Source organism: Shewanella sp. 11B5 (assembly GCF_002836795.1).
Classification (GTDB): Bacteria; Pseudomonadota; Gammaproteobacteria; order Enterobacterales; family Shewanellaceae; genus Shewanella; species Shewanella frigidimarina.
Genome location: NZ_PJAP01000396.1, coordinates 1 through 5,245, shown reverse-complemented (window position 1 = coordinate 5,245; position 5,245 = coordinate 1). Strand labels below are relative to the sequence as shown.

The window sequence follows — 5,245 nt, the reverse complement described above, 5'->3', positions numbered from 1 at the left end:
AGCGCAGTTAGACTATGTTTAATGTTATTTGGCGAACTAAAATTACGTCTAGAGTTAGGCTTAGAAATAGGTGATTTACTGACAACCAGACAACAATACTTACAAGATACTGCCGGGATGTTTTTGCGAGCCCACCAAGTTGACGTAAAATAAGCCATCAAAAGTTGAACTTAATTGGCGCGGTAACAGTATTATTGTAATTAATCTAAGTTACTATTAATCCAAGGTGTAATTAACCCAAAGTAATAGTTAACTTATCTCATTATTTGAAGGGAAGCAGATCGATATGACGCTTTATAACGTTAACGTAATTCAGCCAAAATCATTGAGTACATCAGCGTTGTCAATTTTGCTAGCATCGGGACTGTTGTTAAGTCAGCATGCTTTAGCAGCGCCAGAACGTTCACCATTTTCGCTTACTGTGGCTCGTACATCAACGGGTACCGCTAATGTTGGGGCTGATAGCAATAACCCTAATCAGTTACAGCGTGATGCTTGGAAGACCAGTTTTTCGGCCAGCATGCCACTCAATCGTCAGTGGTCAATTGGGGCAAATCTAGGCTACGATAATCTCGATTATGACTGGGATATGAACCAAAACACTCCTTTACGTTCAACGATTCAACCTTGGTCAACCATACATCAATACAGTGCTGGTTTATCGTTATCTTATCGTCTTGATAATCATTGGATGTTCCTTATAGCACCCAAACTGCAATACGCCTATGCCGATACAGCGTCATCTTCAAATGCGCAAAGTTATGGTGTCGTTGCCTCGGGCATGTACCGCTTTGATTCCGGCAATATGCTGGGCTTTGGTGTTGCATACTTAAATGATATTTCAGAAGTGCGCACCGTACCCTACTTAGCCGTACGTTGGCAGATAAACGATAAGTGGGTACTTGCTAACCCGTTCCAAGCTGGTTTTAGTGGTCCTGCAGGATTAGAGTTAAGTTATCAGTATAACCGTGACTGGAATTTCGGTGTGGGTAGTTCAAAGCGAACAGAACGTTTTTTAATTGCAGACGATGACAAAACCATTGAAGTAGAAGAATGGGTAGGCTTTGCTCGCGCAGGCTGGCAAGCAACGACTAATGTTAGTCTTAATGCGTATGCTGGTTATTATTTTGGTGGCGAAATGGAGTTAAGTTATCCGGACGTTACTGAAGACATGGAAAACCAAGCCGCATTCGGTTTAGTGTTCAAACTGACGTTTTAATGATAAATGTTAATGTCATACAATAAAAAATGCCGCTGATGTCAGCGGCATTTTTATATCAACAAGGTAGCGTAAATGTTAATCAGCAATCAATAATCGGTAATTAATAACGATCAATCGACATGTTCCAATTTAGCCGCAAGATCTCGTAAATGTTCAATTAAAAGTAAGTAACTTCTTTTACTCTTTTAGGGCGATTTTGTTGTTCGTACAACTGCCATACTTGTTTAAAATCGAGTGCTAGCTCTGTGACATAAAATTCACCAGAAGGGTAGGTCTTAACCACTTTAGCGCCGCGAATAATCCCACTCACGCTAGACTTAACGTTGTCGTCAGTTAATAACCACTCACTTACGTCGCTATTTGCCGAAATCTTTTGTCCATATACTTGCTCAGCCAACTCTCGGTAAGCGGCAATTTTTGAAGCTTGCATCGCCATTAAAATACGATGTGATGGCTCTTTACTGGGTTGGGTCGCCAACGGGGCATAACCAATTGCCGTTAGTGTTGGGAATGAAGCTGGCGCTTCGGTTTCCCACTGAACATATTTATCTTTGCTCACACAGCCAGTTAGCAGCAATAGCATAATTAACATCAACGACTTCATAGCTTATCTCCTAATACGGTGTAACGACTGTCGCCCTTATTTTCGTGGCGATACAGTAAACCATTGCGTGATTCAATCATTTCAGAGGGCTGTAAATAACCTGATAAGCTCGATGCTGCCACAAATGATTGCACCGCTGAAAGGACGCGATTATTAGTCACATTAACCACTCGGCCGTTAAACACAATACCTTCAGGGGTTAGGGTCATGGTTGACACTAATACGTGTGAAACCGGTAAATCTGCACGTAACAGTTCCCAGTTGCGGCTCAACATAAACTCGCCTTGTTCTGTGGCGCGCAAATTTGTCGCCACATTTAAATCGACTAAGTTAAATTCATGAGCGTGGAACGCCGCGAGTAATCCTTGTTGTAACTGTAATGCTAATTCATTGGTCGTATTGAAATTACTGGTCATCACTGGCGTAGAAATCAGCAGTGGTTGATCTGGGCGTAAGGCGTCGTTTTGTAACACTAACTCGTTAACTAACTTTTCTGCCCACACATTCACTTGGCCTTTGGGTGATATTCCCGCAGCCTGAATATCATAAGCCAGCTTATCGTGATAAACCTCATCTTCGTCGACGATTTTGACAAATTTACCGTTATTACTAAAGGCAAGGTTATTGGCAGCATTAGGCGTTTGGGTGCATGCCGCTAACGATAACGACGCAAGCATGACCGTGGAGATAAAAAGCCTGTTAATCATAATAATTCCTCTAACAAATAATGCCGCTAGTCTGGGTATAAATGAGTCATTTAATCGCCTTGTACATCGATAACTAAGGCCAATTATGTACTCTTTCTTATTGTTGTCTTTATATCGGCAAATGCGTTAAAAGCTTTACTGTAATAGTGCAACATCGAAAATAACCACTAATATAGTGAGTCGGCACAATTTTTGCTTTGATTAAAATAGAGTAAGCTGAATTTACACAATTGTGCAAAATAGACGATTTTTTGACATTAGGACATTGTATGTTGATCCGACACAGCCCTGTTATCCGAACAAAAACCTTCAATCACCTTGCCGTAATAGCAATGCTATGCGTGAGTGCATTGTGTATAACTTCGTCGGTATTGGCTGAACAAATTGAAGTGACTGGTAAGGCTAAAATCGTTAATGGCGATATAGATAAAGCCCGTGAAGATGCCATAAGCCAAGCGTTAAATTATGCTAGCTTAAAAGCCGGGGTTAATTTTTCCAGCGAACAGCAAGTCAACCAAGGTCGGCTTACTCAAGATACTTTTCAAATTCAGCGGATGGGATCGGCCAATAACGTTGAATTAATGAGTGAAATGATCAGCCAACACACCATCACCGTGGTATTACAGCTTGAACTCAGCGAACAAGAACCTAACGCTCAATGTAAAAGCCAGTCTCTCAAGGCCGCGATTATGTTGCCACAAGCCTATTTACAAGAACGCGAACAGTTGCGTTATGGCCAATTAGCTCACTTTGAAGAGCGGATCACCGAGCAATTAGGTAAAGCTATCAATGCGCAGTCGCGATACAGTTTTGCGCGACTGCATGCAGATGAAAAAATTGATAACACCAATCAACTGGTCAACTTTAAAGGATATCGTATTCCCAGTTGGTTAGGCGAAATCACCGACAGCCAGTATCTGCTGCAACCTGAAATCATTGATATTTCGACCGAACCAGCTCAAAGCAGTTACATGGGCTTTGTCGAGGATGATCCACTAAGACAGTTTATATTTAAATTAACCCTTTACCACGGGATCAGCGGTGAAGTGGTGTGGTCAGAATCATTCGCCACCTCAGCGCCTTGGGAATTTGAAAGACAAGAAATCGTCTCACCTGCTAACCAGCGCTTTTGGCGATCATCTTATGGTCAGGCGATCAGTGATATTTTACAGCAAAGCGTGATGTCGCTGGATAAGCAGTTAAACTGTCGCCCATTATTAGGCCAAATTGTCGCCAGGCAAGGGGATCGTATTATCATCAATTTAGGCCGTAAAAATGGTGTTAAAATGGGTGATAAGTTCCAAATCGTATTACAAAAGAATATCCCAGACAGATTTAATTCCATGCGTGCCATAGCCACAAAAAGCCGTGCCAATGTGGTTATCGAACAAGTTACCGAAGACAGCTCAACCGCAATATTTGACGGCATCGACAGCGCTGACAATATTCAAGTGAACGACATTGCGATTAAGAACTAATGATTGGTTACTAGAAGCTAATTGTTCCAAACTAAGTGCTAAGTGCTAAGTGCTAAGAGCTAAGAGCTAAGTGCTAAGAGCTAAGAGCTAAGAGCTAAGAGCTAAGTGCTAAGAGCTAAGTGCTAAGAGCTAAGTGCTAAGAGCTAAGTGCTAAGAGCTAAGTGCTAAGAGCTAAGAGCTAAGTGCTAAGAGCTAAGTGCTAAGAGCTAAGAGCTAAGTGCTAAGAGCTAAGAGCTAAGAGCTAAGAGCTAAGTGCTAAGTGCTAAGTGCTAATCGATAAGAGTAAGGCGATTATGAATTAGTTGGTTATTAATCAAGCAATTAAATATAAAAGGTTTAATTCGATTATAAACTCAGTATAATCACAGGGTCTCTCTATAGCTCAACAGGATAGAGCAGCCGCCTCCTAAGCGGCCGATCGGGGTTCGAGTCCCTGTGGGGAGACCATAACACCTCTTTTTACCTTAAAAATCAAACGCTTACTAAAATCGTCAAAAGTTGTGCCGCCTATGTGCCGCCTCTGGAAACCACTTTTTTGGAATTTTTTTAAGCATTCTTCAAAACTCCGCTTTTCGATAGTTTGAACCCAATCATGGACATTTAGGCGTATTTCCAATAGTTTTCTATTAAAGCTAAAACATGGAAGTATTGTGTAATGAACCTCAAGAAAGTTACTAACCTACAAACTAAACCTCAAAAGTCTAAAGTCGATAATCAGTTAGAAGAACTTCTAACCGAAATGCCTGAAGCGCTGAAGTTGCAAATGGTTAATATTTTAAATTCGTCAGAACATGCTAATCAAAATCGGAAAGCCGATTTTTTAGCCCGCTTGCAGTCATTCGACATGCTCACTCAAAAAGATTCAGCTGTTAAACCTTTTCTTCCAGAAGGCACTAATGAATAATTTGTAGCCAAAGAACTTTCTAAGATTAACGATAGTCAACTAATTCTCTACTCTGGGGGGGGGAAGATCAAAGATCAAGCGGCTTAGTTGGTGAGTGCCTTTCTTTGTGGAATTAGGACATAGCCAGTCAGAATGTATATTCGCTTAACATGCTCTAAAACTTCACTGGCACAAAATTTGCTAAATATTTAAATAATATAATAATTGCCCTGTTAGCTTTCATAAATGAGTACATAATGATGACAAAACAAATCACATCTCCATATGAACATCAAAAACAACAGCATTTTTGGAAAACTGCTGTTGCACAAATTAATTTGGGAGAAGAAG

Annotated in this window: 5 protein-coding genes, 1 tRNA gene and 1 pseudogene; 5 read left to right on the top strand and 2 right to left on the bottom strand. The window is 40.8% G+C overall.

What is annotated here, in order from left to right; genetic code table 11:
* Positions 1 to 153 (top strand): annotated as a pseudogene (locus CXF78_RS21800) (TetR/AcrR family transcriptional regulator); the annotation flags it as partial.
* 133 nt (positions 154 to 286) lie between these two features.
* Positions 287 to 1,219, top strand: coding sequence for a DUF6268 family outer membrane beta-barrel protein (locus CXF78_RS09265; RefSeq protein WP_102036604.1), 933 nt, complete (start codon positions 287 to 289; stop codon positions 1,217 to 1,219).
* A gap of 160 nt (positions 1,220 to 1,379) precedes the next feature.
* On the opposite strand, the gene CXF78_RS09260 is transcribed toward CXF78_RS09265, so the two are convergent.
* Positions 1,380 to 1,826: an LPP20 family lipoprotein gene (locus CXF78_RS09260; protein ID WP_011636625.1), complete on the bottom strand. Its 447-nt coding sequence runs from the start codon at positions 1,824 to 1,826 to the stop codon at positions 1,380 to 1,382.
* Positions 1,823 to 2,533 (bottom strand): FlgO family outer membrane protein, encoded by a 711-nt coding sequence (locus CXF78_RS09255; protein WP_011636626.1) that lies wholly within the window; start codon positions 2,531 to 2,533, stop codon positions 1,823 to 1,825. Before CXF78_RS09255 ends, CXF78_RS09260 begins: the two co-directional genes overlap by 4 nt.
* Positions 2,534 to 2,802: 269 nt before the next feature.
* Here CXF78_RS09255 and CXF78_RS09250 point away from each other — a divergent pair, with 269 nt between their 5' ends.
* The 3 genes from CXF78_RS09250 to CXF78_RS09240 all read left to right on the top strand — a co-directional run bounded on the left by CXF78_RS09250 (position 2,803) and on the right by CXF78_RS09240 (position 4,915).
* Positions 2,803 to 4,011 (top strand): flagellar assembly protein FlgT, encoded by a 1,209-nt coding sequence (locus tag CXF78_RS09250; RefSeq protein WP_102036603.1) that lies wholly within the window; start codon positions 2,803 to 2,805, stop codon positions 4,009 to 4,011.
* A gap of 371 nt (positions 4,012 to 4,382) precedes the next feature.
* Positions 4,383 to 4,458: transfer RNA gene (locus CXF78_RS09245), tRNA-Arg, on the top strand.
* Between the two features lie 208 nt (positions 4,459 to 4,666).
* Positions 4,667 to 4,915, top strand: a complete 249-nt coding sequence (locus tag CXF78_RS09240) for a hypothetical protein (RefSeq protein WP_102036602.1) — start codon at positions 4,667 to 4,669, stop codon at positions 4,913 to 4,915.
* Positions 4,916 to 5,245 lie beyond the last annotated feature (330 nt).